23 protein-coding genes are annotated in these 26,007 nt (G+C 63.8%); 13 read left to right on the forward strand and 10 right to left on the reverse strand.

Features of this window, described 5'->3' with window-relative positions; translation table 11 throughout:
• Positions 1-11: 11 nt before the first annotated feature.
• The gene (locus A3AU_RS0117755) at positions 12-941 is read left to right on the forward strand and encodes an electron transfer flavoprotein subunit alpha/FixB family protein (RefSeq protein ID WP_027054053.1); all 930 of its coding nucleotides are present in this window, start codon (positions 12-14) and stop codon (positions 939-941) included.
• A 118-nt stretch (positions 942-1,059) separates the two neighbouring features.
• Positions 1,060-1,938 carry a 3-hydroxybutyryl-CoA dehydrogenase gene (locus A3AU_RS0117760; RefSeq protein ID WP_027054054.1) on the forward strand — a complete coding sequence of 293 codons (879 nt, stop codon included), beginning with the start codon at positions 1,060-1,062 and terminating at the stop codon, positions 1,936-1,938.
• A 28-nt stretch (positions 1,939-1,966) separates the two neighbouring features.
• Here the strand turns inward: A3AU_RS0117760 and A3AU_RS0117765 are convergent, their stop codons facing one another.
• From A3AU_RS0117765 to A3AU_RS01000000135630, 4 genes are all read right to left on the reverse strand, one after another.
• Positions 1,967-3,928, reverse strand: coding sequence for a PAS domain S-box protein (locus A3AU_RS0117765; protein ID WP_051355394.1), 1,962 nt, complete (start codon positions 3,926-3,928; stop codon positions 1,967-1,969).
• 180 nt (positions 3,929-4,108) lie between these two features.
• Positions 4,109-4,747: an NrsF family protein gene (locus A3AU_RS0117770; protein WP_027054056.1), complete on the reverse strand. Its 639-nt coding sequence runs from the start codon at positions 4,745-4,747 to the stop codon at positions 4,109-4,111.
• A 1-nt stretch (position 4,748) separates the two neighbouring features.
• Positions 4,749-5,300: a sigma-70 family RNA polymerase sigma factor gene (locus A3AU_RS0117775; protein WP_027054057.1), complete on the reverse strand. Its 552-nt coding sequence runs from the start codon at positions 5,298-5,300 to the stop codon at positions 4,749-4,751.
• Between the two features lie 123 nt (positions 5,301-5,423).
• The gene (locus A3AU_RS01000000135630) at positions 5,424-6,470 is read right to left on the reverse strand and encodes a hypothetical protein (RefSeq protein ID WP_154674611.1); all 1,047 of its coding nucleotides are present in this window, start codon (positions 6,468-6,470) and stop codon (positions 5,424-5,426) included.
• A gap of 124 nt (positions 6,471-6,594) precedes the next feature.
• Here A3AU_RS01000000135630 and A3AU_RS0117785 point away from each other — a divergent pair, with 124 nt between their 5' ends.
• The 5 genes from A3AU_RS0117785 (at position 6,595) to A3AU_RS0117810 (ending at position 12,407) form a co-directional block, all read left to right on the forward strand.
• The gene (locus A3AU_RS0117785) at positions 6,595-7,200 is read left to right on the forward strand and encodes an N-acetyltransferase (RefSeq protein WP_154674612.1); all 606 of its coding nucleotides are present in this window, start codon (positions 6,595-6,597) and stop codon (positions 7,198-7,200) included.
• On the forward strand, positions 7,197-8,423 hold the full coding sequence (locus A3AU_RS0117790; protein ID WP_027054059.1) for a cytochrome P450: 1,227 nt from the start codon (positions 7,197-7,199) through the stop codon (positions 8,421-8,423). The genes A3AU_RS0117785 and A3AU_RS0117790 overlap by 4 nt, the downstream gene beginning before the upstream one ends.
• Before the next feature lie 153 nt (positions 8,424-8,576).
• Complete coding sequence (locus tag A3AU_RS0117800) at positions 8,577-9,584, forward strand: iron ABC transporter substrate-binding protein (protein ID WP_027054060.1); 1,008 nt, start codon at positions 8,577-8,579, stop codon at positions 9,582-9,584.
• A 163-nt stretch (positions 9,585-9,747) separates the two neighbouring features.
• Positions 9,748-11,328, forward strand: coding sequence for an ABC transporter permease (locus A3AU_RS0117805; protein WP_027054061.1), 1,581 nt, complete (start codon positions 9,748-9,750; stop codon positions 11,326-11,328).
• Positions 11,325-12,407 (forward strand): ABC transporter ATP-binding protein, encoded by a 1,083-nt coding sequence (locus tag A3AU_RS0117810; RefSeq protein WP_027054062.1) that lies wholly within the window; start codon positions 11,325-11,327, stop codon positions 12,405-12,407. The genes A3AU_RS0117805 and A3AU_RS0117810 overlap by 4 nt, the downstream gene beginning before the upstream one ends.
• 94 nt (positions 12,408-12,501) lie before the next feature.
• Here A3AU_RS0117810 and A3AU_RS0117815 read toward each other — a convergent pair whose 3' ends face one another.
• From A3AU_RS0117815 to A3AU_RS0117830, 4 genes are all read right to left on the reverse strand, one after another.
• Positions 12,502-13,602, reverse strand: a complete 1,101-nt coding sequence (locus tag A3AU_RS0117815; protein ID WP_027054063.1) for a sn-glycerol-3-phosphate import ATP-binding protein UgpC — start codon at positions 13,600-13,602, stop codon at positions 12,502-12,504.
• A 13-nt stretch (positions 13,603-13,615) separates the two neighbouring features.
• Positions 13,616-14,530: an ABC transporter permease subunit gene (locus A3AU_RS0117820; RefSeq protein ID WP_027054064.1), complete on the reverse strand. Its 915-nt coding sequence runs from the start codon at positions 14,528-14,530 to the stop codon at positions 13,616-13,618.
• A gap of 7 nt (positions 14,531-14,537) precedes the next feature.
• Positions 14,538-15,422 carry a carbohydrate ABC transporter permease gene (locus A3AU_RS0117825; RefSeq protein WP_027054065.1) on the reverse strand — a complete coding sequence of 295 codons (885 nt, stop codon included), beginning with the start codon at positions 15,420-15,422 and terminating at the stop codon, positions 14,538-14,540.
• A gap of 111 nt (positions 15,423-15,533) precedes the next feature.
• On the reverse strand, positions 15,534-16,886 hold the full coding sequence (locus tag A3AU_RS0117830) for an extracellular solute-binding protein (RefSeq protein ID WP_027054066.1): 1,353 nt from the start codon (positions 16,884-16,886) through the stop codon (positions 15,534-15,536).
• 356 nt (positions 16,887-17,242) lie between these two features.
• Between A3AU_RS0117830 and A3AU_RS1000000138025 the strand changes: the two genes are divergently transcribed.
• Positions 17,243-17,419: a hypothetical protein gene (locus tag A3AU_RS1000000138025; RefSeq protein WP_335336348.1), complete on the forward strand. Its 177-nt coding sequence runs from the start codon at positions 17,243-17,245 to the stop codon at positions 17,417-17,419.
• A 1-nt stretch (position 17,420) separates the two neighbouring features.
• Here the strand turns inward: A3AU_RS1000000138025 and tlpA are convergent, their stop codons facing one another.
• Entirely contained in the window at positions 17,421-18,101 is a 681-nt protein-coding gene (gene tlpA, locus A3AU_RS0117840; RefSeq protein WP_027054067.1) for a thiol:disulfide interchange protein TlpA, read from the reverse strand.
• A gap of 37 nt (positions 18,102-18,138) precedes the next feature.
• Here tlpA and argH point away from each other — a divergent pair, with 37 nt between their 5' ends.
• The 5 genes from argH to A3AU_RS0117865 all read left to right on the forward strand — a co-directional run bounded on the left by argH (position 18,139) and on the right by A3AU_RS0117865 (position 24,893).
• Positions 18,139-19,539: an argininosuccinate lyase gene (argH, locus tag A3AU_RS0117845; protein ID WP_032917602.1), complete on the forward strand. Its 1,401-nt coding sequence runs from the start codon at positions 18,139-18,141 to the stop codon at positions 19,537-19,539.
• Between the two features lie 118 nt (positions 19,540-19,657).
• Positions 19,658-19,864, forward strand: a complete 207-nt coding sequence (locus tag A3AU_RS0117850) for a hypothetical protein (protein WP_027054069.1) — start codon at positions 19,658-19,660, stop codon at positions 19,862-19,864.
• 69 nt (positions 19,865-19,933) lie between these two features.
• Positions 19,934-21,202 carry a diaminopimelate decarboxylase gene (gene lysA, locus A3AU_RS0117855; RefSeq protein ID WP_027054070.1) on the forward strand — a complete coding sequence of 423 codons (1,269 nt, stop codon included), beginning with the start codon at positions 19,934-19,936 and terminating at the stop codon, positions 21,200-21,202.
• Between the two features lie 29 nt (positions 21,203-21,231).
• Positions 21,232-22,173: a threonine/serine dehydratase gene (locus A3AU_RS0117860; RefSeq protein ID WP_027054071.1), complete on the forward strand. Its 942-nt coding sequence runs from the start codon at positions 21,232-21,234 to the stop codon at positions 22,171-22,173.
• A 116-nt stretch (positions 22,174-22,289) separates the two neighbouring features.
• Positions 22,290-24,893: a TIGR02302 family protein gene (locus A3AU_RS0117865; RefSeq protein WP_027054072.1), complete on the forward strand. Its 2,604-nt coding sequence runs from the start codon at positions 22,290-22,292 to the stop codon at positions 24,891-24,893.
• Between the two features lie 48 nt (positions 24,894-24,941).
• Here the strand turns inward: A3AU_RS0117865 and A3AU_RS0117870 are convergent, their stop codons facing one another.
• The gene (locus A3AU_RS0117870; RefSeq protein ID WP_027054073.1) at positions 24,942-25,799 is read right to left on the reverse strand and encodes a LysR family transcriptional regulator; all 858 of its coding nucleotides are present in this window, start codon (positions 25,797-25,799) and stop codon (positions 24,942-24,944) included.
• Positions 25,800-26,007: the final 208 nt, after the last annotated feature.

Genomic DNA, 26,007 nt, shown 5'->3' on the forward strand with positions numbered 1-26,007 from the left:
GAATAGATAAAATGGCAATTCTCCTCATCGCCGAACACGACAACGCCAGCCTTTCCGACCAGACCGCCAAGGCGCTTTCGGCCGCCCTGCAGATCGGCTCGGACGTGCATGTGCTGGTGGCCGGCAAGGGCGCCAAGGGTGCAGCGGATGCCGCAGCCAAGCTCAAGGGCGTCACCAAGGTGCTGCTCGCCGAAGCCGACGAACTCGCCGAGCGCCTCGCCGAACCGACGGCCGCACTGGTCGTGTCGCTGGCCGGCGGCTATGATACCATCATCGCGCCGGCGACCTCGTCGGGCAAGAACGTCGCGCCACGCGTCGCGGCCCTGCTCGATGTCGCGCAGGTCTCCGAGATCATCGAAGTGGTCTCGCCAGACACGTTCAAGCGGCCGATCTATGCCGGCAACGCCATCCAGACCGTGCAGTCGACCGACGCCAAGAAGGTCATCACCGTGCGCACCGCCTCTTTCCAGGCAGCGCCCGAGGGCGGTTCGGCAGCGGTCGAGACCGTCAAGGCGGCGGCCAATCCCGGCCTCTCGACCTTTGTCGAGAACAAGCTCTCGGAGACGGACCGCCCGGAACTGACCTCGGCCAAGATCATCATTTCGGGTGGGCGCGCGCTCGGCTCCTCGGAGAAGTTCCAGGAGGTCATCCTGCCCGTCGCCGACAAGCTCGGCGCGGCGGTCGGCGCTTCGCGCGCGGCGGTCGATGCCGGCTACGCTCCGAACGACTGGCAGGTCGGCCAGACCGGCAAGGTCGTCGCTCCCGATCTCTACATCGCGGTCGGCATATCCGGCGCCATCCAGCACCTCGCCGGCATGAAGGACTCCAAGGTCATCGTCGCCATCAACAAGGATGAAGAGGCGCCGATTTTCCAGGTTGCCGACTACGGCCTCGTAGGCGATCTCTTCGTCGTCCTGCCGGAGTTGCAGAAGGCGCTTTGACGCTGTCTGGCAAAGCGTATTAAATGCCTGGGGTGGGGTAGACGAAGTCGCCCCGCCCTTTTAGTTTGCACCGCACAAAAAGCAGGCCGCAAAGGCCTTTTTCGACGGGATCGGTGTAATGAGCAAGATCGAGACGATCGGCATCATCGGCGCAGGGCAGATGGGTGGGGGTATCGCCCACGTCTCCGCGCTTTCGGGCTACAAGGTGCTCATCTACGACATTTCGCCCGACCGTATCGAGAAGGGCATCGCCACCATCAGCGGCAACATGGCCCGCCAGGTTGGGTCCGGCAAGCTTGACGAAAAGCTGCGCAACGAGGCGATGGGGCGAATTGCTTCGGCACCGGCGATGGCTGATCTGGCCGGCGCCGATCTGGTGATCGAGGCGGCGACGGAAGACGAGACGGTCAAGCGCAAGATCTACGCGCAGCTCTGTCCGCAGCTCAATCCCGAAGCCATACTCGCGACCAACACCTCATCGATCTCGATCACGCGGCTTGCGGCGCAGACCGACCGGCCGGAGCGCTTCATCGGCATACATTTCATGAACCCGGTGCCGCTGATGAAGCTGGTCGAACTGGTGCGCGGCATCGCCACCGAGGACCAGACCTTCGAGGCGGCCAAGACCTATGTGAAGCAGCTCGACAAGACGATCACGGTCTCGGAGGATTTCCCGGCCTTCATCGTCAACCGCATCTTGCTGCCGATGATCAACGAAGCGATCTACACGCTCTATGAGGGCGTCGGCTCGGTCGACGCCATCGACACCGCCATGCGGCTCGGCGCCAACCATCCGATGGGACCGCTGCAGCTGGCGGATTTCATCGGCCTGGATACCTGCCTGTCGATCATGCAGGTGCTGCATGACGGCCTGTCGGATTCCAAGTACCGCCCCTGCCCGCTGCTGGTGAAATATGTCGAAGCCGGCTGGCTCGGCCGCAAGACCGGGCGCGGCTTCTACGACTATCGCGGCGAGCATCCCGTTCCGACGCGCTGAGCCAGACGATCCTTGTCCGGCCCGGCGCTCACGACGCGGCCGCTAGCGGCCGTTCCGACCTGTCGTCTGTGATCATCCCGTCCGGCGCCACGCAAACGCATCCCCGACCAGAGGCCTTGGCCGCATAGCAGGCGGCGTCGGCCCTTGCGATGATCTCGTCCGCCTCGCCGCAATCGGAATTGATGGCCGCCAGCCCGATGCTGGCGCCGATCGCGTGCGGCCGGCCATCCCACGTGAAGTTCAGTCCGGCTATCGCATCGAGGACCGAGCGTGCCGCGATCCTGGCGCTGGCGGTCGAACCCGATTTCAGGATGACCGCGAATTCGTCGCCGCCCAGGCGCGCGACGATGTCTTCTGGCCCAAGCACGCCGCGCATGGCCTCGGCGACTCGCTTGAGCAAGGCGTCTCCCGCGGCGTGACCACCCGTGTCGTTGACCAGTTTGAAATGGTCGAGGTCGATGAACATGAACTGACGCCCGCTACTGCCGGTCGCGGCAGCATCCTTGCGCGCCTGATCGACGATCTCCTCCATCGTACGGATGAAACTGGAGCGATTGGCAAGGCCGGTCAGCGCATCATGCGCGGCGGCGTGGGCCAGCTGCCGCTGCAGGGCGCGCGCATCGGTAAAATCCTGGAATACGATGACCAGCCCGCAGAACTCGTGGCGCTCGTTCATGATCGGCGACACGACCTGGCGGATGCTGCAGCGTGTGTCGTCGCGGCGGATCAACACGGCGCGGCTGTTCTGGTCGGAGGGCACCTCCGCGCCGATCGCCGGCCGGCTCACGCCGATCCTGTGACCCGTCTCTTCGTCGACCGCCCAATAGACATGGCCGAGCGTCTTGCCGAGAGCCGCCTCCCCGGAAACGCCGGTCAGCTTCTCGGCAACCGGGTTCATGAAGGTGACGCGGTTGGCCGCATCGGTGCAGATAACGGCGTCGCCGATCGACTGCAGCGTCACCCGGAGCCGCTCCTTCTCGTCGGCTAGCATCGCCGCCGACACCGTCAGGCGCTCCTCGGTCTCCTTGCGCCGCGTGATGTCGGTCAAGCTGCCGATGGCCCTGATCAGACGCCCGTCCCCGTCGCGCTCGATGGCCTTGCCGCGGTCGAGAATCCAGATCCAGCGGCCATCCTTGTGACGCATCCTGAACTCGGCTTCGAAAAAATCGGTCTTCCCGGCAAGGTGCTCGCGATCAGCGTCGGCGACGGCCTCGCGATCGTCGGGATGGATCATCGTCAGCCAATGGTCGGGATCGCCATTAAGTTCGCCGTCGTCATAACCCAGCATCTTGACCCACGTCGACGAGTAGGTCGTGCCACCCCTTCGCATATCGAGGTCCCAGACGCCCTGGCCGGCGCCGGCGAGTGCGAAGTTCCAGCGCGTCTCCGCCTCGGCGATGCGCGCCTCGGCCTGCTTGCGCGCGTCGATGTCCTCGATCTGAGAGACCAGGTAGAGCGGGCGCCCGTTTTTGTCGTCACGAATGACCGAGCCGGCGAGATGCGACCAGACGGGTGTACCGTCCTTCTTGAGGTAACGCTTTTCGAATTGGAAGGCGTCGACCGTGCCCGCTTCGATGCCTTCCATGGTTTCCCGCCCGATGTGCAGGTCGTCAGGATGGGTGATCTGGAGAAAGGTCAGCGCCTCGATCTCTTCACGGCTGTAGCCAAGCATCGAGGCGAAGGCCGGATTGGTTTCCATAATGCGCCCGTCCAGCCCGACAATGGCGATGCCGATCGCTGAATCCTGCATGGCCCGGCGGAAGCGCTGCTCGCTCCGCGCGATCTGCCGCCGGTCGTCCGACATGCGAACGACAAACAGGCCGGCGAGGAAAAGCGCGCCCGCTGTCACAACTACCGACACTTGAAGACAAAGTCTGAGCGCTTCCGCGCCAAGGTCCAGCCTCGACAGCGCAAGCAACGCCGACACCACGCCAAAACCAGCCACAAGCAGCGCCAGCGCTGCACGCCTGTAGGGTCCCGGCCCAATCATTCCACGCAAAGTCACGATCCGTGCCACCCCCGTGGGCAATCGCCTTTTCCCGTTAAAACCCTGAAGGATCGATTTTAAGGAAAGGTTGCGCCCGGAGTTCTGGCGACAGGGATAACCGGCAAACAATTGCCGGCATGATTAAGGATCGGTGTGCATGGGGCCGTGGTCGCGGATAGGCTGCTACCAGCGCACGAAAAACCGCCCGCCGAGCGCGCCAAACAGGGCAAGTGCCGCAATCGCGATCGTGTACCAGGTGGCGACGAAGAGTGGCGAATCGTCGAAACAGTGCGCGGCATAGAAGGTCGCCGCCAGTCCGCCGGCAAGCAGACCGGCGACCGCGCCGGCAAGCACAGGCCGCGTCGGTGCACCGTAGCGCAGCATCCACAGGAAGATGGCCAGCGGGCCGATGCCGATCAGCGGGATGAAGCCCATGCAGATCATCATGTTGGAGCCGACCATGCGCGTGCCCCACAACGCCTCCGGCACCATGAAAAGCTCCAGCACCACCGCCACGGCCACCAGCAGCGGCGCGGCCAGCATCCACGCCATCGCCCGGCCTGTCGAGGCACCTGGCGTCGACAAGGCCCGGATCGAGGCGAAGGCGCTGACGGCCAGCACGATGGTGAAAACGAACTTGGCGAGGAAGCGTATCGTGTGCGCGGCGACCATGAAGTCGGGGCGCGGGCCGATCGTCAGCATGAAGACGATCGCCGCCATGACAATGGCGGCGCCGGCGGCCAGCCACCAGGCCGAGCGTAATGGCATCGCCTTGCTGCTTGCATCGGCGTCGAGCGCCTTGATGAGATCCTCGGTCCTCATGTCATTCCCGTCCAACTCGGCCCTGCCCGAATCGCCTGGCTATCGCGGCAAGCCCGCGATGCAGCGACACACGCACAGCCGTCTCGCTGATGCCGAACTTCGCCGCCGTCTCGCCGATCGAGCGGCCCTCCACCGACACGGCCGAGACCACGGAACGCTGGGCCGGCGGCAGCCCGTCCAGGGCCCTGTTGATGTCGCGCTCGCTGGCGGTTTCGGTTTCCGGCTCGGCAAAGGTCTCGGCGATATCGTCGACATCGATCTCGATGCGCCGTCCGCGCCGCCGGAACGCATCGATCAGCTTGAAGCGGGCGATCGCATAGACCCACGGCAGCACCGGCGCATCCTGGCGCCAGGTATGCCGTTTCACATGAATGGCCAGCAAGGTTTCCTGCACGACATCCTCGGGATCGACTCCGCCTTGCACGATCTTGCGCCGGATAAAGCCGCGCATCAGCGCGGCAATCCGATGCAGAAAGTCGGCATAGGCCTTTTCATCTCCGGCGATCGCGGCCCGCAACAGCCGGGAAAGTTCGGCCTCGTCCTTGCCGCTCACAAGAGTTCACTCCCCCGATTTCGTGCCTCGGCACTGATTTGTTACGTGGCCGGCGAAATAATGTCCAAGCCAAAGTACCGGCAAATCAAGAAAGTTTGAGGGGCCGCGCCTGACGTCGGCGCGTCATCTGCTTTGATTGCCCGTATCCGTCGACGCCTTGGCTCCCAGGACAGTGTCCCTGAACAAGCTGAAGCCCTTGCGCACCGTCAGCTTGACCCGTCGCCTGCGGTACTTTGTGCGCAGGCGGCCGAGAAGGTGCAGATGAGCCCTGTCGATGTCAGGATGGGATACGCGGTCTTGCGCATGCGGGAGACGCATCAAGGCATCGGCATGCATGTTGGCGTAAGGCAACGAATCGTACGAATCGAAAATGGTCGGCGGATAGTTCAGCACGGTTGGGTTGGTATTGATCTCGAACACCTGGATGCGCGCATCGACGATGGTGTAATCAATACGGCCGTAGGAAACCGCAGCCTTTTCGAAAATGGGCATTAACTCGGCCGCGTGCGGGTTGTCACGAACATAGGCCGCATGCTCTGCCAGATGCGCTCCCGCCATCCCCTTGCCTGGATCCTTGATGAACCAGTCCCGGCTGGCGAAGCAGTGCTGCGCATAGCTGTGGTCACCGATGCGATAGGCGGCGTATTTCCGGTAATACCCGTCGCGAAGAGGCTTCGATTCAAATTCCACCACCATCGGGCGCACAAAGCGCGCGGCGCCCAGATTGGCGATCTCGACGCGGAGTTGTTCCGGGGTATTCAACAGCCTTGGCGTTTTGTACGTCGCGCCTGCCTCGTCGCGCAGAAACACAGGAAAACGCAATTCGTCAGGCAGCTTTTCCGGTCGGTACACGTTGAAGCGGTTGCTGCCGTCGGCGTAGAGCAAACGCAGCAGGTCGAACCGCTGGAGGGTCTTTGCCGGGTGATTGAGCTGCACAATATCAGGTTGCCTTATCCTCAATTGTTCGCTGAGTTCGGCGCCCGACTGTATCTCGGATTGGCTCAGGCGATCCAAATCGGTCCAGATGACAGTAGCACTGGATATCGCCAGCAGGTGATTCCTCTCTTCATAAGGAACAATGCGGACAAAATCCTGGAGGTCGGGCCGGAAATAGATGAGCAGACTTGCGAGCGTGTTGGCATGTAGGCGATGGCATAAATAGAAAATCACTGGACACCCTCCCCATGGACTCACTAGCAGCTAATGTAAATCATTCAACGGCGGATTGGTGAGGCCGCATTCCACGATGGGACCTGTCATTTTTCGTCAGCTCGTTGAAAATGATATTCCAGACATGGCCGCGATGGAGGCGGCGGCCTGGGGGCCTCTCGGCGCCAGCCAAGAAACGATCAGGCGCCGTCTTTCCTTGGGACATACAACGATCATCGCCGTGGCCGAACATCTCGTTGCCGGCGCTATCGGTTTCGTGGAGACCAGCCAGGACCCTCACGACAGGGAAGAATTCCCGAAAACCTTCTCCGCTTATTCTTCGCTAGCCCGGACCGGACCGGCCAGATCGCTCTACGTTTACAACCTTGGTTTGCGGCCTGACTTTCGCGGCACCGACATGGCACGCCGCCTCTTGTCGCAACTGACCGAGCACGGCCGTCGGGTTGGAGCCCGCTGGCTGGTCGGCGATGGGCGATGTCCGTCCTATGCGGGAGCCCAGGACGATTTCCCCGACAAGGTTCGGCCGAATCCAGCGTTTCGCCGGACCATCGACCATTGGCATCGGACCGGCGTGACGCCCGCGGTCGAGGCTCTAACGAGGGACCCGCTGCTGCGGTTCTACAGGCGCGTTCTGCAGTGCGAATTCCTTCACCTAGCGCCCGATTTTCTGCCGCAGGACATCAGTTCTGGCGGGTTTCGCGTCATCTTTGCCGTTGATCTCGCCCCATGACGATCCAGCCCGATCTTTTCGATCCTTTCGCCCTTGGCAGCGATCCTTTTCCTGAATTCGCTCGTCGTCGGGCAGAGGGTGGCGCCAGTTGGGGCAAGCCTCCCTATCCGGAGGTCGGCGTGGCCTTGTACGTGTTCAGCCACGCTCTCGTATCCGAGGCCCTGAAACACCCCTTTTTGTTGCAGGCACCTCCAGGCACCTACCAGGAAGTCAGGCAGAAGATCAGCGCCAATCCGGCGTTGGATTTGTTGACACGCTCGATGCTTCTGTCCGACCCGCCGCGACACATGCATCTGCGGCGTCCCCTGGCTGGCTCCCTGACGTTTTCCGCCGGCAAAGGGCTGTTCAGCCAGCTCATGCCCAAGGCATCGGAGCTGACCCGGGCAGCGGCGGGCAAGCCTTGGTTCGACGCGATTCGCGACATAGGCTTGCCGCTATCGTTTTCGGGCCTTGAACAGATCCTCGGCATCGATATCGACGATCCCTGGCTGATCGGAAGCGACGCCCAGCGCATGGCCAAGGCCCTGGATATCCGCACCGGGAATGTCGACAACGACGCCAATGAGGCCTGCCGCCGGCTGGAGGCATGGGCGTCGCAAGCCATCGAGGGAGGCGGCGTGCGCCCAAACGGCATTTCGGCCCAGATGCTCGCCGAGGTTGAGGCTGGTCGCTGGCGCAGAGACGACGCCATTGCGAACATCGTCTTCCTGCTCTTTGCCGGACAAGCCACTGTGGTCGATACCTTTGGCAATGCGCTGGCCGCACTGGCAGAGGCCCCGGACCAATTGTCGTTGCTCGAAGGCGGGACTGTCGGCTGGTCGGCTGCAGCGGAGGAACTGCTTCGTTTTTGTGCGCCGGTGCATTTTGCCGGGGCCCGCATTGCCGCGCAGGACCTGGAGATCGGCGGCGCGACCATCACGGCTGGCCAAGCGGTTGTACCGGTGCTGGCGAGCGCCAACCGGGATGTTTCGGTCTTCCCGGCCGGCGACCGCCTCGATCTGCGCTCGGGTGTTTCATCTGCGCTGGCATTCGGCACCGGGCTTCACGCCTGCCTTGGTCAGCACGTTGCGCGGGCAGAGTTGGCTGTCCTTCTGGAAGCCCTGTTTACAGAAGCCAGCGGCTGGCGTCTGGATATCCCGAATGTCGTCCGGCGTGATTCCGTCCTTTTCTACGGCCTGGAAACCGCGCCGATGATCCAGGCGGCAGGTCTGCCAGCGATCTGAAGCACGCGGTTATTGCATCGCCATCACGAGGAATTGTTGGTCCGGCACGGGGGTTTGTGCCCTCGCGACCGATTGTAGCAGATCATAAATGTTGACTACCATGCTCAGGTATCGATAGGAGAGCCCTGCCAACCTTAAACCAAGGACGACGCCATGAAACACGCTCTTTCCGCCCTTGCCGGTGCTACCGCACTGGCAATCAGCCTGATCACCGCGCCGGCGATGGCAGAAGATGCCGACATCATCGTCTACAACGCGCAGCATGAGAGCCTGGCCAAGGAATGGGCCGAAGGGTTCACCAAGGAAACCGGCATCAAGGTCACCTTGCGCAATGGCGGCGACAGCGACTTCTCCAACCAGATCGTCGCCGAAGGCGCGGCCTCGCCCGCCGACGTGTTCCTGACCGAGAATTCACCGGCCATGGTGCTGGTCGAGAATGCCGGCCTGTTCGCGCCGGTCGATGCCGACACGCTGGCTCAGGTGCCGCAGGACTATCAGGCAGCCAGCGGCAAATGGGTGGGCGTGGCCGCGCGCAGCACCGTATTCGCCTACAACAAGTCCAAGCTGAGCGCCGACAAGCTGCCCAAGTCGCTGCTCGATCTCGCCGATCCGAGCTGGAAGGGCCGCTGGGCCGCCTCGCCTTCGGGCGCCGACTTCCAGGCCATCGTCAGCGCGCTGCTGCAGCTCAAGGGTGAGGCGGCGACAGCGGACTGGCTGAAGGCGATGAAGACCAATTTCACCGCTTACAAGGGCAACAGCACCGTCATGAAGGCGGTCAATGCCGGCGAGATCGAAGGCGGCGTGATCTACCATTATTACTACTTCGGCGATCAGGCCAAGACCGGCGAGAACAGCAAGAACGTCGCGCTGCACTATTTCAAGAACCAGGATCCGGGCGCATTCGTCTCGGTCTCGGGTGGTGGCGTGCTCGCCTCGAGCAAGCATCCGAAGGAAGCCCAGGCCTTCCTGAAGTGGGTGACCGGCAAGGGCGGCCAGGATGTGCTGAAGAACGGAAACTCCTTCGAATACGCCGTCGGCAAGGATGCCGAATCCAACCCGAAGCTGGTGCCGCTCGCCGATCTGCAGGCGCCGAAGGTCGACGCCGCGACGCTGAACTCCAAGAAGGTCACCGACCTGATGACGGCAGCCGGCTTGCTTTAGTTGCCGTTCGTCCTAATAAGGACGTCAGGCCTTGCTCCCGCGGGAATTCTGCGGGAGCGTTTTATTTTTCGAGACTCGTCGATGACGACAAGCTGTGTTCCTGACCGCCATAGCGATCCTTCAATTGCCGCCGCTGCGCCGCAACCGAACGGCGCCTGAGCCGATGCAGTCTGCGGTCGATCTCGCGCGCTCTCGCCAGCCGCCGAAGATGCGCCGAAGGGCTAAGCGGCGGGCCGCCCCCTGGCTGATCACCGCCGCCGTCTTCGTCTCGCTGCTCGCCCTTTTGCCGCTCGCCTTCATCGTCTGGATCGCGGTGCAGACCGGCTGGGAGACCGTCTCGGCGTTGGTCTTCCGGCCGCGTGTTGGGGAACTGCTGGTCAACACCACGCTGCTGGTGTTGCTGACCGTCCCGATCGCCATCGTCCTGTCTGTCGCGCTGGCCTGGCTGACCGAGCGCAGCGACCTGCCCGGCGCCAGGCTGTGGGCCTGGCTGTGCGTGGCGCCGCTCGCCATTCCCGCTTTCGTGCATTCCTATGCATGGATCACCATGGTGCCCGGGCTGCACGGCCTGTGGGCCGGCGTCCTGGTGTCCGTCATCGCTTATTTCCCGTTTCTCTATCTGCCCATTTCGGCGGCGCTGCGTCGCCTCGACCCGGCTCTCGAGGACGCGGCCGCAGCCCTTGGCCTCGGCCCGTGGTGGGTGTTCTGGCGTGTCGTGGTGCCGCAGCTCAGGCTCGCCATCTGCGGCGGCTCGCTGCTGGTCGGGCTGCATCTGCTGGCAGAATATGGCCTCTACGTCTTCATCCGCTTCGACACCTTCACCACCGCGATCGTCGACCAGTTCCAGTCGACCTTCAACGGGCCGGCCGCCAACATGCTGGCCGGTGTCCTGGTGACCTGCTGCTTCGTGCTTCTGGGCCTCGAAGTCCTGGTGCGCGGCGAGGAACGCTATGCCCGTGTCGGCTCCGGCGCGGCACGCCACCAGCCGCGCACAAGCCTCGGCCATGCCACCATCCCGAGCCTGCTCTTGCTTGTCCTTACCACGCTGCTGGCGCTCGGCGTGCCGTTCGTCACCATCGGCCGCTGGCTCGTCGCCGGCGGCGCCGAGGTCTGGCGCCTCGACGAGATTGGCCTGGCACTCGGCCAGACCCTGTTCCTGGCGCTTGCAGGGGCACTGCTTGCCACCGTCGCCGCCATGCCGATGGCCTGGATCTCGATCCGCGCGCCGGGACCCTTGCAGCGCCTGCTGGAGGGTTGCAACTACATCGTCGGCTCGCTACCGGGTGTCGTCATCGCGCTGGCGCTGGTCACTATCACCGTGCGCATTGCGCTTCCGCTCTATCAGACGCTGTTCACCATCCTGGTCGCCTATGCACTCATGTTCCTGCCGCGAGCCCTTGTCAGCCTGCGCGCCTCGATCGCCCAGGCGCCCGTCGAGCTCGAACGCGCCGCGTCCAGCCTCGGCCGACGCCCGCTCAACGCGCTGTGGTCGACGACCATCCGCCTGTCGGCGCCCGGTGCCGCGGCCGGCATGGCGCTGGTGGCGCTCGGCATCATGAACGAACTGACCGCGACCCAGATGCTGGCGCCGAACGGCACCCGCACGCTGGCGATGGCGTTCTGGTCCTACAGCGGCGAGATCGATTACGCCTCGGCCGCCCCTTACGCCTTCATCATGGTGGCGATGTCGCTGCCGCTGACCTGGCTGCTCTATGTCCAGTCGAAACGGATGGCCGGACGATGACCTCTCTCGAAATCCGCGACCTGCACAAGCATTATGGTCCGGTCGCCGCACTGGCCGGCGTCGACCTCGATGTCGCTAGCGGCAGCCGCACCGCCATCGTCGGCCCCTCCGGCTGCGGCAAGACCACCTTGCTGCGGCTGATCGCCGGCTTCGAGGCGCCGGACGAAGGCCGCATCGTGCTCGACGGCGAGGTGCTGGCCAATGGCGGCACGGCTGTCCCGGCGCATCGCCGCGGCATCGGCGTTGTGGCGCAGGACGGCGCCCTGTTCCCGCATCTGACCATATCGGACAATATCGGTTTCGGCCTGGGCCGCGGCGAGGACAAGCGCACCGAGCGCATCATCGAACTCGCCTATATCGTTGGACTGGACAAAGCGATCCTCAAGCGCCGCCCGCACGAGCTTTCAGGCGGCCAGCAGCAGCGCGTCGCGCTCGCTCGCGCCATGGCGATGAAGCCGCGGCTGATGCTGCTCGACGAGCCGTTCTCCGCGCTCGACACCGGACTGCGCGCCTCGATGCGTAAAGCGGTGGCCGAACTTCTGGAGGCGGCCGGCATCACCACCATCCTGGTGACGCACGACCAGGCCGAAGCACTGTCCTTCGCCGCCCAGGTGGCGGTGATGAGAGAAGGCAAATTCTCGCAGGTCGGCACGCCGCGCGATCTCTACCTCAAGCCGAAGGACAGGATGATCGCTGAGTTCCTCGGCGACGCCATCATCCTGCCGGCGAGCATCTCGGGCGGCTTCGCCAACTCGCCGCTCGGCCGCATCGCCGTCGATACCAATGACAGCCGCGACGTCGCCCGCATCATGTTGCGGCCGGAGCAGATTGCGCTGAAGAGAACATCGCGCGAAGGCATGTCGGGCACATCAGACATGCTGTTTGGCGAAGTGACGGAATCGGAATTCGCCGGCTCGACATGCACGATCGCGGTGCGGCTGCTGAACAATGCCGACCCACCGGACGCCGCGGCGATCGGCAACAAGCCTTTGATCCTGCGCAAATCCGGCATGGACGCGCCGTCGGTCGGCGAGATCGTGCGGCTCACCGTGTCGGGAAAGGCGCATGTGTTCGCCTGAAAGTCTGACGCTGCGGCGCCCGGCATGCGGTAGCGAGATGCGATTTCCGGATTCAACTAAGCAGCTCGGCCGCTGATCAATGACGCCTGAAAAATCAGAGTGCCGGCTCGGGTACGGAGGCCTTGAAGACATCGAGACGGCTTCCGGTCTCCGACGAGAAGAAATGCATGTCTTCGGGCAAGATCTTCAAACCGATAGTGCTGCCGGGCTCGGGGTGGACCGCCTCCGACGTCATCACCGAAAACGGCGCGCCGTCGAGATCGACGTAGATGACCCGCCCCGCGCCCAGTTCCTCGACTAGGTCGACGGTGGCATCTAGCGCGCCCGCGCTGCCGGACGCTACTAGGCGGACGGCTTCCGGCCGGATACCCATCGCGACCTTGGTGCCGACCGGCAGGCCGGCGCGCGCCATGGCCAGGCGCCGGCTGCCGCCGAGCAGCGATAGCCCGTCGAGCTCGACGGTGCCTTCGAGCATGTTCATGGCCGGCGCGCCGACAAAGGTGGCGACGAAGCGGCTCGCCGGGCGGGTGTAGATTTCACTTGGTGTGCCAACCTGCTCGACCTTTCCGCCGTTCATGATGACCAGACGGTCGGCGAGCGTCATCGCCTCGACCTGGTCATGGGTGACGAAGACCGAAGTGGCGTTCAGCCGGCGATGCAGCTTGCGGATTTCCGAGCGCATCTGCACGCGCAGCTTGGCGTCGAGATTGGACAGCGGCTCGTCGAACAGGAACACCTTTGGCTCGCGGATCATGGCGCGGCCCATGGCGACGCGCTGCCGTTGGCCGCCGGAAAGCGCCATCGGCTTGCGGTCGAGCAGATGTTCGAGCTCCAGCGTGCGGGCGACCGCCTGGATGCGCTGATTACGCTCGGCCGCCGGAATACCGGCGACCTTGAGCGAGTAGCCGATGTTCTGCGCCACGCTCATATGCGGATAGAGCGCGTAGTTCTGGAAAACCATGGCGCAGCCGCGCTCGCGCGGTTCCAGTTTGTTGACGACGAGGCCGTCGATGGCGATCGTGCCGTCGGAGATCTCCTCCAGCCCGGCGATCATGCGCAACAATGTGGACTTGCCGCAGCCGGACGGTCCCAGGATGACGACGAATTCCCCCGACGCGAAGTCGAGGTCGACACCGTGCACGACCTGCGTCTTGGCGTAGTTCTTCTTGACGCCGCGAATGGTGATGGAGGCCATTTTTTGTCTCCTGTTATTTCTCGGTAGCGATCAGGCCACGCACGATCCAGCGTTGCATGAGCACCACGACAACCAGCGGCGGCAGCATGACGATCAACGTGCCGGCCATGGCAATGTGCCATTCCGGAGTGCCGCCGACATTGGGGATCAGCTGCTTGAGCTCGGTCACCGCCATCGCGTGCGACTGGTCGGTGGTGATGAGCAGCGGCCACAGATACTGGTTCCAGGCCCACAGAAACATGATGGTCCCGAGTGCCGCCATGTTGTTGCGCGACAGCGGAAGAAGAACATCGATGAAGAACCGCAGCGGCCCCGCACCGTCCATACGCGCCGCCTCGGTCAGTTCATCCGGCACGGTGAGGAAGAACTGGCGGTACAGAAAGGTCCCGGTCGCGGTGGCGACCAGCGGCAGTATCAGGCCGGGGTAGGAATTAAGCAGCCCGAGGTTGAGCGAGACCTGCACGCCCGAGAGCTTTTCGATCAGCCAGCTGAAGCCTGTCACGTCGAGGATGGCCTGATAGGGCGACAGCACGTTGGCGACGACCGCATAGGTCGGCACGATGCGCACTTCCAGCGGCAGCATGAGGGTGACGAAGATCAGCCAGAAGATAAACATCCGGCCAGGAAAACGGAAATAGACGATCGAGAAGGCGGTGAGCGCCGAAATGATCACTTTGCCGGCCGCCACGCCGCCGGCGACGATGAAGCTGTTGAGCAGCTTGGGGCCGAGACCGGCCGTTACCCACGCCGTCTTGATGTTGACCCAGAAGTCGCTACCCGGCAGCAGCGACATCGGCACATCGTTGACATCCCTCAGGTTGTGCGACGCGGCGATGGCGACGACCGCGAACGGCGCGACGCAGAAGACAAAACCGACGAACAAAATCAAATGCGTGAAGAAGTTGAGGAAAGGGGTGCGTTCTACCATGTCATCCTCACCCGTAATGCACGCGCCGCTCGATGAAGCGGAACTGGAAGATGGTGAGGACGATGATGAGCAGCATCAGGATGATGCTCTGCGCGGCGGCGCCCGAATAATCCAAACCTTTGAAGCCGTCGGAATAGATCTTGTAGACCATCAGATTGGTTGCATTCGCCGGGCCGCCTGACGTCATGATGTCGACGATGCCGAAGGAATCCTGGAAGCTTTCGGTGATGTTGATGACCAGAAGGAAGAAGATGGTCGGCGTGATCAGCGGGAACTGGATGTCCCAGAAACGCCTGATGACGCCCGAACCGTCCATTGCGGCGGCCTCGATCAGCGAGCGGGGTATGGCCTGGAACGCGGCCAGGAAGAAAATGAAGTTGTAGCCGACATATTTCCACGAGAAGGCGACGATGATCGATGCCATGGCGTCCGCGCCATCGAGACCCGGATCCCAGATCCCCGGCCAAATCCGGTTGATGACGGAAAGGAACCCCGCCTCCGGCGCTAGAATGAAGCGGAACGCCAGCGCCAACGCGGGTGCGGCGATGCCGTAGGGCCAGATCAGCACCACGCGATAAAGGCGCGAGCCGGCGAGTTGCCGATCGGTCAAGGCGGCGAGCACGAGCGCGATGAACATCGCAAGCCCGGTGCTGATCCCGGCAAAGACGAGGCTGGCGGTAATCGAGTTCCAGTAGTCGGCGTTGGCCAGGATCGAGCGGAAATTGTCGAGCCCGACCCAGATGTTGCCTCCGCCCCAGGGCTGCTGCAGCGTCAGCGACCAATAGACCGCTTGGCCCGCCGGCCAGTAGAAGAACGTGAAGATCAGGAGGAGCTGCGGCACCGCGAACAGGATGCCGATCGTCCAACTGCTGAAAGTGACGCGTTTTTCCATCGGTCCGCCGATGCCGCCGAGCGGCCAGTCACGTTTGCATTAAATACGCGAAACAACCGCCCGTCGACTCGAAGCACAGGAGTCGGCGGGCGGCCTGAAAAATCCCAGCGATCAGGGCAAGGTCTTGCCTGGATAGGTCTGCTGGAACCGGTCGAGGATGGCGTCGCCATTCTTGACCAGCGTGTCGAGGCCTTCCTGAACGCTGACCTTGTTGGCGAAGATCGCCTGCATCTGCGTGCCGAACTCGGCGCGGATCTGGGTGAAGTTACCCAGCCGGATGCCGCGGGTGATTTCGGTCGGCTCGGACGCGGTCAGGCTGGCGATGGCGACTTCGCGACCTTTGTAGGGAGCCTTGTCGTAGAAGCCCTGGCCTTTCATGTAATCGAAGCCCGACTTCGTCACCGGAATGTAGCCGGTATTGGTCGACCAGAACAAGGCGGTCTTCGGATCATGGATGAAGTTCAAGAAGGCCGCCGCGCCCTTGTATTCGGCATCCGACTTGCCGGAAAGCACCCACAGCGAAGCACCGCCGACCAGCGAATTCTTGCGCTCCGTGCCGGCATAGACCGGCAGTTCGGCGACATCCCAGTTCATGCCTTCCTTCTGCGTCCTGCCGACCGTGCCATGGTCGCCGACCGAGGTCAGGATGACCTGGCACGTTCCCGAGGCGAAGGCCTGGACCATGTCCTGGCCGAGATCCTTGGACTTGATCTTGATGAGGCCGGCGTCATACCATTTCTTGAGATCGGTGACGTACTGGACGAACTTGGTCTTGTTGACTTCGAGACGCGCGTCGAGGCCGTCATAGCCATTGTTCTTGGTGGCGATCGGCTGGTTGTGGAGCGCCGAGAACTGTTCCATCAGCTGCCAGCTTTCGTTGGCCGAGATGTTGATGGCCATCGGGCATTCGTAGCCGGCGTCCTTCATTGCCTTGAGGTCGGCGCCGACATCTTCCCAGGTCTTCGGCGCCTCCGTCTTGCCGATCTTGGCGAAGGCGTCCTTGTTCCAGTACATCAGCGGGGTCGACGAGTTGAACGGGAAGGACAGCATCTCGCCCTTCGACGTCGCGTAATAGCGCGCGATGCCGGGGAAATAGTCGGCGTAGTCGATCTTGTAGCCGTTTTCTTCCATCAGTTTGTCGGCAGGCTTGTAGGCACCCGACAGCATCATCGTGGCGGTGCCGACATCATAGACCTGGACGACGGTCGGCTGCTTGCCGGCGCGGAAGGCGGCGATCGTGTTCTGCAGCGTGGCGTCGTAATTGCCCTGGCTGGTGCAGACGACCTCGTAGTCCTTCTGCGAGGCGTTGAAGTTCTTGCACATCGTGTCGACGACGCGGGCGAGGTCGCCCGAAAGGCCGAACCAGAAATCGAATTTTACCGGTTCCGCAAAGGCAGGCATCGCGAGCGCGGTGCTAAGCGCGCCGGCCGCAAGGGCAGCAAAGCCCCGCTTGATCATGGTCATGGTTTCCCTCTTGAGTGGCTGTTGACAAGGGTCTTGCGCAAGTCCTTGCCGGCTCTCTTAGAGAAGGTATGTGACAGTTCTGTTGTGGCCCTCCGACCTTTGCACAGCTGCTCGCTCCTCTCCCTCGGCGGCTTGGCCGGCATCAAAATTCATACCGGCATCTCAGCCAGCTAGGGCGGCTGGCGAGCAGGTAAAGACCGTGGGCCTCCACAATTACACGGCTAAGGGGAACCGCGGGTAACGTAGCTGACGCACGTGTCCACCACCGACAGGCTAGCGAGACGCGGAGAACCCGGCGCGCTAGAAATCGCCGGCTCGGCAGTCCGAGTTCGGATCATGAGGAGACACTTGGGGAGTTGAAATTCCTGAATGCCGAAGCCTGCGAGATCGGCCAAGGCTACTATCTCGGCAAGCCCGCGCCGATCGAAGCGTTCGACGATCTGACCGGCCACGGCAAGCGTGCCCTGATACACGCCTCCGAGCACCACGACGGCGGCCTCGTACTGCTCAAGTCAAGCGCGCGTTCGGCCTAACTTACGATCCTAGTGCCGTCTCGACCAGCCGCCTGGCGTCGGGCCCAGACCATTCGGCCGGGCCATTCATATGAGCGATCAGGCAGCCTTCGCCGTCAATCAGCATGGTGACGGGAAGGCCGAGCGCTAGGCCTCGCGCCTTGAGGTCGTTGAACAGCGCCACGGTCGAATCCCGGTAGTAGCCGAGCGCCTGGACGGCAGTGTCCTTGAGGAATTTCTTCGGCTTCACATCGTCGCCGGCATCGACATTGACGGCGACCACCTGAAAGGCGTCGCTGCCTTTCTCCTTCTGCAGCGCGTCGAGCGCCGGCATTTCGGCACGGCACGGCGCGCACCATGTCGCCCAGAGGTTGAGCAGCACCGTCTTGCCGGCATGGTCGGCGATCGTCATCGGCTTGCCGTCCGGACCATTGAAGGCAAGGCTCTTCATCGATTGCGGCGGATCGGCGGGCAGAAGTGCCGCGACCTCGCCAGTGGCGGCAGCCGCAACCTTCTTGGCGCGGTTGCTCTTGGCGGCGCAGGCGACGTCGTCCTTGCTGTCGCCGACGGCGACCTGGGCCGGTGCATTGTTGCCAGACCGGCTCTCGCTGACATATACCGCGACCGCGCCGGCCAGCGCTCCCGCCACCAGGGCGGCGAGGATCAGGCGCGGGGCCGGGAAAAATCTGTTTCCGTCTGCCATGTTCTCAAAACTGCTCCGAAGCACGGGTTTTATAGCGATGAGCGACAAGAAGACCAGCAACCAGATGTGGGGCGGACGATTTGCCTCGGGTCCGGCCGCGATCATGGAAGCGATCAACGCGTCGATCTCGTTCGACCGCAAACTTTATGCGCAAGATATAAGGGGTTCGATCGCGCATAGCGAAATGTTGGCTGAGACGGGCATTATTTCAGCGGCCGATCAAGAAAAAATCGCTCACGGCCTGAACACGATCCTGAAAGAGATCGAGGCCGGCAGCTTCGAGTTTTCAACGAAGCTGGAAGACATTCACATGAATGTCGAGGCTCGCCTGGCCGACCTGATCGGCCCGGCCGCCGGCCGCCTGCACACCGCGCGTTCGCGCAACGACCAGGTGGCGGTCGATTTGAGGCTCTGGGTCAAGGACGAGTGCTTTCGCGTCGCCGAGGCGCTGAAGGGCCTGATCACGGCGCTGCTGGAGCGGGCCGAGGAGCACGCGGCGACCGTCATGCCGGGCTTTACCCATATGCAGGCGGCGCAGCCGGTGACCTTCGGCCATCACTGCATGGCTTATGTCGAGATGTTTTCGCGCGACCTGTCGCGCGTGCGCGACGCGATCGAACGCATGGACGAGAGCCCGCTGGGTGCGGCGGCCCTGGCCGGCACCAGCTTCCCGATCGACCGCCACAAAACCGCCAGGGCGCTCGGCTTCCGCGAGCCTATGCGCAATTCGCTGGACAGCGTCTCCGATCGCGATTTCGCGCTCGAGTTCCTCGGCATGGCCGCGATCTGCGCCACGCATCTGTCTCGGTTGGCCGAAGAGATCATCATCTGGTCGACGCCGCAATTCGGCTTCATCAGGCTGTCGGATAGCTTCTCCACCGGCTCCTCGATCATGCCGCAGAAGAAGAACCCCGACGCCGCCGAACTGGTGCGTGGCAAGACCGGCCGCGTCAACGGCCATCTGGTCGGCCTCCTGACGGTGATGAAGGGCATGCCTTTGACCTATGGCAAGGACATGCAGGAAGACAAGGAATCCGTCTTCGACGCCGCCGAGACGCTCGACCTGATGCTGGCGGCGATGACCGGCATGGTCTCGGACATGACGGTGAACGCAGCCGCGATGAAGAAGGCCGCCGGCTCCGGTCACGCCACCGCGACCGACCTCGCCGACTGGCTGGTGCGCACGCTCGGCCTGCCCTTCCGCGAGGCGCATCATGTTACCGGTCGCGCCGTGGCGCTTGCCGAGGAGAAGAAGGTGAGCCTGGAGAAGCTTTCGCTGGAGGACCTGCGGTCGATCAATCCCGGCATCACGACGGACATATTCTCGGTGCTGGCGGTGCAGAACTCGGTCAAGAGCCGCACCAGCTTCGGCGGCACGGCGCCGTCGGAAGTGAGGAAGCAGATCCGCTATTGGAAAAAGCGCATCGCAAAGGCGTGATGTCGGATATTGCGATAGCACTATCCCGGATAGTGCAATCGGCGATATCCCGGGGTGCAATACGCCGAGAACTCGGCTAAAAGCGGCGGCTGACAAAATGTTTCGCACGGATGGATCGATGACCGGAAGCAGGATTTTGGTGACGCTGACGCTGCTGGCGGCAATGGCCGCCGTGACCGCCTGCGGCCGCAAGGCTGGTCTCGACACCCCCTATGAAGCCGCCGAACAGGCCCGCAAGGACGCCGAGAAGGCCAAACAGCCACTGCCGCCGGAGCCGGAAAAACCGGTCAAGGACAAGAAGTTCTTCCTCGACCCGCTGATCTAGAACCGGTCGGGCCGGGTTTGGTCTTCTGAGCCCCGTCTCGTCGCGCTCCAACTTTCCGGAACCACTCTCGTGAACCATTTCGACTACCGCGACGGTGTGCTGCACGCCGAGGACGTGGCAATACCCGATATCGCCGCCCAGGTCGGCACGCCGTTCTACTGCTATTCGACCGCCACCTTGACCCGGCACTACCGCGTCTTCGCCCAGGCCTTTGCCGGGCTGGACGCACTGGTCTGCTACGCCATGAAGGCCAACTCCAACCAGGCCGTGCTGCGGACCCTGGCCAGGCTCGGCGCCGGCGCCGACGTGGTCTCGGAAGGCGAATTGCGCCGGGCCTTGGCCGCCGGCGTCCCGGCCGGCAAGATCCTGTTCTCCGGCGTCGGCAAGACCGCGCGCGAGATGGATTTCGCCCTTGAGGCCGGCATTCTTTGCTTCAACGTCGAGTCGGAACCCGAACTCGAGCTGCTGTCGGCGCGTGCCGTGGCGCTGGGCAAGGTGGCGCCGATCTCGCTGCGCATCAATCCCGATGTCGACGCCAAGACCCACAAGAAGATCTCCACTGGCAAGGCCGAGAACAAGTTCGGCATTCCGTGGCAGCGCGCGCGGCAGGTCTATGCCCGGGCGGCAACGCTTCCGGGCATCAAGGTCACCGGCATCGATACCCATATCGGCAGCCAGATCACCGAGCTGCAGCCTTTCGACGACGCCTTTGCCCTGCTGGTCGATCTGGTCGGCGCGCTGCGCGCCGATGGCCATGCCATCGATCATATCGACCTCGGCGGCGGGCTGGGCATTCCGTACCGCGTCGACAACAATCCGCCACCTTTGCCTGACGCCTATGCCCAGATCGTCAGGAAGCATGTCACCAAGCTCGGGCTGAAGGTGATGTTCGAACCGGGCCGGCTGATCGTTGGCAATGCCGGCATTCTCGTCTCGGAAGTGATTTTCGTGAAGGAAGGCGACGCCAAGAATTTTCTGGTCGTCGACGCCGCCATGAACGACCTGATCCGGCCGACCCTCTACGATGCCTTCCACGACATCAAGCCGGTCGTGCAGCCGCCCGCCGACACGCCGCGCATGATGGTCGACGTGGTCGGCCAGGTCTGCGAGACCGGCGATTATCTCGGCCTCGACCGCGACCTGCCCAGGCTGAAGGCCGGCGATCTCGTCGCCGTTTCCACGGCCGGCGCCTATGGCGCCGTGCAGGCCGGCACCTACAACACCCGGCTGCTGGTGCCCGAGGTGCTGGTCGACGGCGACCGTTTCCATGTCGTGCGCCCGCGCCTGACCTATGACGATCTGATCGGGCTGGATTCGGTACCGGACTGGCTGGCATAAGGCTGGCATCGCAAGACCAGGAGCAAACCATGTCGCAGCGCATTACCGTCACACGCGAACGCATCGCCGCGATGGAACCGCGCATCCGCCCCTATATCCGACACACGCCGGTGCTGCGCGTCGACATGGCCGATTTCGACCGCCCGCCGCTGGCGGTCGACCTCAAGCTCGAATGCCTCCAGCATTCCGGCTCGTTCAAGGCGCGCGGCGCCTTCACAAATCTGCTCGAGCGGCCCGTTCCCGCGTCTGGCGTCGTGGCCGCGTCCGGCGGCAACCATGGCGCCGCCGTCGCCTACGCCGCCATGCGGCTTGGCCACAAGGCGACCATCTTCGTTCCCGAAGTAAGCCCGCAGGCCAAGCTGGACCGCATCCGCTCCTATGGCGCCGACCTCGTTGTCGGCGGCGCCCGCTATGCCGAGGCGCTGGCCGCCAGCGAACGTTTCGCCGAGGAAACCGGCGCCTTGCAGATCCACGCCTTCAACCAGGAGGAAACGCTGGTCGGCCAGGGCACGCTCGGCCTCGAAATCGAGAAGGACTTGCCTGAGATCGATACGCTGCTGGTCGCCGTCGGCGGTGGCGGCCTGATCGGCGGCATCGCGGCCTGGTATGCCGGTCGCATCCGCATCGTCGCCATCGAGCCGGAGGGCGCGCCGACACTTCACCGGGCCTTCGAGGCCGGTCACCCCGTCGACGCGCCGGCTGAAGGCATCGCCGCCGATTCGCTGGCGCCGAAGCGCGTCGGCGAAATGATGTTTCCGATCGCCGAGGCCTTCGTCGAACGCTCCATCCTGGTCAGCGACGACGACATCATCGCTGCCCAGAAGGCGCTGTGGAACCAGGTGCGCATCATCTCCGAGCCGGGCGGTGCTGCCGCCTTCGCCGCGATCCTGTCCGGCCGCTATGCGCCGGCAGCTGGCGAACGCGTTGCCGTACTGGTCTGTGGTGCCAACGCCAACCCCGCTAATTTCTGATTGCAACCATAGCGGCGGGCTTCACGTTTTTTGAAAGCGCCTCGCCTTTGCCGTGTTTGCTGGTATTCTTCGAGTCGTGAGGATCGGGCTATCCCGCCTGAGTCCAGGAAAGGCCGATGACGCAACGACCCACCTCTAGTGATCGCGGTCTCGCCGGGCGCCTGGCCTTGAGCCGGCTGGCGACGCGGGTCTCGATGATGGTCGAGCGCGGCTGGCCGCTGCTGCTGCCGCTGGTCATTGTCGCCAGCCTGTTCCTGAGCATCTCCTGGTTTGGCGTTTTTTCCCGGCTGCCGGATATGGCGCGCATCGGCCTTGTCGCCGGGTTCGGACTGGCGGCAGTGGCGGCGCTCTATCCGCTGCGCTTCTTCCGTATGCCTGGAGCCTCCGAGGTCGATCGCCGCATCGAGGCCGCCAACGAGCTGCTGCACAGCCCCGTGCTGGTGCAGGCCGACCGGCCAAGCGGCCGGGAAAGCAGCTTCTCGCAAGCGCTGTGGCGCGAACATCAGAAGCGCATGGCCGCAAAGCTCGACAGCCTTGGCCCCGACCTGCCGCGCACACGAGTGCCGGAGCGCGACCCCTGGGGGCTGCGCGCGGTGGCCGCGCTGCTGCTCGTCACTGCCTTCGCCTTCTCCTTCGGGCCGGCGGGCGGCAGGATGGTCGACGGTTTCAGCGCGCATGGCGCGCACGATGCCGTGCCGCCGCGCATCGACGCCTGGGTGACGCCGCCGGCCTACACCGGCAAGCCACCGATCTTTCTGACCGCCGACGCCAACCAGGCGACGCCAACGTTTCATGTGCCCGAGGGCAGCGATGTCTCCTTGCGCGTCACCGGAGGCTCGGGCGAAGAGACGCTTGCCTATGCCGACAAGGATGGCAATGCGCGCGCTATCGACCCTACCGCGCCGCAGGCCGCCGCCAAGCCGGCCGCAAGCCCGGCGACGCCAGCCCCCGCATCGCCGTCGAAGGTGCGCCAGTTCATCGGCAAGCTGACCGGCGACGGCACGCTGACGCTGCAATCGGGCGAGGACCAGCTCGGCCGCTGGGCCTTCGCCGTGATCCCGGACAAGCCGCCGCAGATCCGTTTCGTCGGCGAGCCCAAGCGCGCCGCCAACGGTGCCTTCGAACTCAACTACCAGATCGACGACGACTATGGTGCCGCCAACGCCAAGGCGGTCTTCGAACTTGCCGATCCGCAGCCGCCGGGCGCGCATCCGCTCTACGGCCCGCCCGAAATGCCGCTGACGCTGCCGCGCCGCGGCGGCAAGTCGAATGCGGCCAAGACCACCAAGGACCTGACAGAGCATGTCTGGGCCGGCAGCAGCATCAAGTTGACGCTTGTCGCCACGGATGACGCCGGCCACACCGCCTCGAGCGAGACCAAGACGCTTGTCATGCCCGAGCGGCCGTTCGCCAACCCGCTGGCGCGGGCTGTGATCGAACAGCGCCGCCTGCTGGCGCTCGACGCCAATGCCAGGCCACGCGTGCTCGACCTGATCGACGCCATTACGCTCAGGCCCGAAGACACGTTCGACAACATGTCCCACTACCTCGCCATCATGAGCGCGCGCAGCCGGTTGAAGCTGGCCGCGAACGACGATCAGCTGCGCGGCGAGGTCGCCTATCTCTGGGAAATCGCGCTCGGCATCGAGGAGGGCAACCTGTCGGCCGCCGAAAAGCGGCTGCGCCAGGCGCAGCAGGCGCTGCAGGACGCCATCAAGAACGGCGCCAGCGACCAGGAAATCGAGAAGGCGATGAAGGAACTGCGCGAGGCGATGAACCAGTTCCTGCAGGAATTCGCCGAACGCGCCAAGCAAAACCCGAATGCGCCGCAGATGCAGCAGAACGGCCAGGAACTGCGCCAGAGCGACATCGACCGGATGATGGACCAGATCGAGAATCTGGCGAAGTCGGGCGACCGCGACAAGGCACAGCAATTGCTGTCGCAGCTGCAGGACATGATGAACAATCTCCAGGCCGGCCGTCAGCAGCAAGGCGGTGAGCAGGACAGCCAGATGCGCCAGCAGATCGACAAGCTCGGCGAGATCCTGAGGCGCCAGCAGGAGATGATGAACGACACCTTCCGCATGGACCAGATGCAGCGAGGCGAGCGCCAGCGCGGCCAGAACCGTGACGAGCAGCTCGGCCAGGGTGGTGGCGAGGACCAGGACAAGCCGGGCGTTGGCCAGGACCGCGATCCTCTCGCCAGGCAAAAGCCGATGACGCCGCAGGAATTCGCCGAGGCAATGAAGCAGTTGCAGGAAGGCCAGGGCCAGTTGAAGAGCGATCTCGAGAAGCTGAAGAAGAGCCTCGAAGGCATGGGCATGGAGCCGAATGAAGGATTTGGCGAAGCCGGCAAATCCATGGGCAGCGCCGAGCAGGCGCTCGGCGAAGGCCAGGGCGACGAGGCCACCGGCCACCAGGGCCGGGCACTGGAAGCGCTGCGCAAGGGCGCCAAGGACATGATGAAGCAGATGCAGGCCATGCAGGGCGATCAGGGCGGCAGCCAGGAAGGCGGACGTCAGCAGAATGCCGACCGTGACCCGCTCGGCCGGCCGCGTGCCAGCCAGGGACCGGACTTCGGCGATTCGGTGAAAGTACCCGACGAGATCGACGTCCAGCGCGCCCGCCAGATCCTGGAAGCGATCCGCAAACGGCTTGGCAATGCGCTCAGCCCCGATATCGAGCGCAGCTACCTGGAGCGGCTGCTGGAGCTGAAGTAGCAACGGCGAGCGCAGCCGGCCGCATTTGCGCGACTTCCTTGGCCAGCCCTACCTGTTGACGAAAGCGTCGCGGATCGCCTCCTGCATGCCGTCAATCGCCTCGCCCGAGGCATTCGGGTTGCGGTGCATGACCACATTCGAGGCATCGATGTCGCCGAAGCCGTCGGCCGCGGTCAGTTCGCGGCAGTCCGCCGGAATGTTGCTGCGCGAGATCGGTGCGATCGCCAGGCCCGAGGTGACGGCAAGCTTCAAGCCGCCGGTGGTATCGCTGGAATAGGCGACACGATAGGCAAGCCCACGCTGTTCCAGCGACTTGATGGCGAAGTCCTTGCACCAGCTGACCCGGTTGTAGAGCGCGATCGGCACTGGGCGTTCCTCATGCATGTGATGCAGGTTAGACGTCACCCAGACGGTCGGATCGTGCATCAGCACTTCGCCGCCGGAAGGATCCTGCCATTCGAACACCACGCACAGATCGAGCTCGCCGGCGGCGAGCGCCGCGATCTGCGCCTCGGAATGCGCGTAGCGCACCGTGACCTCGACCTTGGTGTGGCGCTTGGAAAATGCGCCCAGCGCCCGCGACAGGATGGCGTGGCCATACTCCTCGGGAATGCCGATGCGCACCGGTCCGCCGAGCGGCGCCGCCGACATCGACGCCGCCGTCTCGTCGAGCAGCGCGACGATGCGGCGAGCGTTGACGATGAGTTCGCCGCCACGCCGCGTCAGCGCGACGCCGCGTGAGCCGCGCTCGAACAGGCTGTCGCCGACCAGCTCTTCCAGCTTCTTCATCTGCATTGACACGGCCGACTGGGTACGGCCGGCCTGCTCGGCCGCCCTGGTGAAATTGCCGGCCTCGGCAATCGCGACGAAGGTGCGCAGGAGGTCGCTGTCGAGAGTTGGTCGCATGGTGCCAGCCATAAGAAAATCTGATTGCAGCTATCATTCCAATTCGTTTGCAACATGTCAAATACCGGACGATAGTTGTCCTACCCATTGGATAGGCGGCTGCGATTTCAGCCGCGGACCAATAAAGAGTCCTCACTCGTACCCGCTGCCCGAAACGGTGGCGGGTTCTTTTTACCCCGCAGGCGGCAGCTTCGGATCATGCGCGCAG

The organism is Mesorhizobium erdmanii USDA 3471, assembly GCF_000472705.1.
GTDB lineage: Bacteria > Pseudomonadota > Alphaproteobacteria > Rhizobiales > Rhizobiaceae > Mesorhizobium > Mesorhizobium erdmanii.